The following is a 1177-nucleotide window of genomic DNA, read 5'->3' on the forward strand; positions in this document are numbered from 1 at the left end:
TGTCTAAAGAAAAATTTGAACGTACGAAACCGCACGTAAACGTTGGTACTATCGGCCACGTTGACCACGGTAAAACAACTCTAACTGCTGCTATCTGTACTACACTTTCTAAAGTGTACGGTGGTGAAGCGAAAGACTTCGCATCTATCGATAACGCTCCAGAAGAGCGTGAGCGCGGTATCACAATCGCAACTTCTCACGTTGAGTACGACACTCCAACTCGTCACTACGCACACGTAGACTGTCCAGGACACGCGGATTATGTTAAAAACATGATCACTGGTGCTGCACAAATGGACGGTGGTATCCTAGTTGTTGCTGCGACTGACGGCCCAATGCCTCAAACTCGTGAGCACATCCTACTTGGTCGTCAAGTTGGTATCCCTTACATCATCGTATTCATGAACAAATGTGACATGGTTGATGACGAAGAACTACTTGAGCTAGTAGAAATGGAAGTTCGTGAACTTCTTTCTGAGTACGAATTCCCAGGTGATGACCTACCAGTAATCCAAGGTTCTGCTCTTGGCGCACTAAACGGCGAGAAGGAATGGGAAGACAAGATCGTTGAGCTAGCTGAAGCTCTAGATACTTACATCCCAGAGCCAGAGCGTGCAGTAGACCAACCGTTCCTACTACCAATCGAAGACGTATTCTCGATCCAAGGTCGTGGTACAGTTGTAACTGGTCGTATCGAGCGCGGTATCCTAACTGTAGGTGACGAAGTAGAAATCGTTGGTATCAAAGAAACAACAGTAACTACATGTACTGGTGTTGAAATGTTCCGTAAGCTTCTAGACGAAGGTCGTGCTGGTGAGAACGTTGGTGCACTTCTACGTGGTACTAAGCGTGACGAAGTTGAGCGTGGTCAAGTACTAGCTGCTCCTAAGTCAATCAACCCACACACTAAGTTTGAGTCTGAAGTATACGTACTTTCTAAAGACGAAGGCGGCCGTCACACTCCTTTCTTCAAAGGTTACCGTCCACAGTTCTACTTCCGTACAACTGACGTAACAGGCGACATCACTCTACCAGAAGGCGTAGAAATGGTAATGCCAGGTGACAACGTTCAAATGACTGTTGAGCTAATCGCTCCAATCGCAATGGACGAAGGCCTACGTTTCGCTATCCGTGAAGGTGGCCGTACTGTAGGTGCTGGTGTTGTAGCTAAAATCTT

1 protein-coding gene is annotated in these 1177 nt (G+C 46.9%); it reads left to right on the plus strand.

What is annotated here, in order from left to right; all coding sequences use genetic code 11:
- On the plus strand, nt 1-1177 hold a 1177-nt coding region (gene tuf / locus KI743_RS24330), incomplete at both ends, for an elongation factor Tu (RefSeq protein ID WP_285468567.1).

This window comes from Vibrio sp. D420a (assembly GCF_030248625.1).
Lineage (GTDB): Bacteria > Pseudomonadota > Gammaproteobacteria > Enterobacterales > Vibrionaceae > Vibrio > Vibrio fortis_A.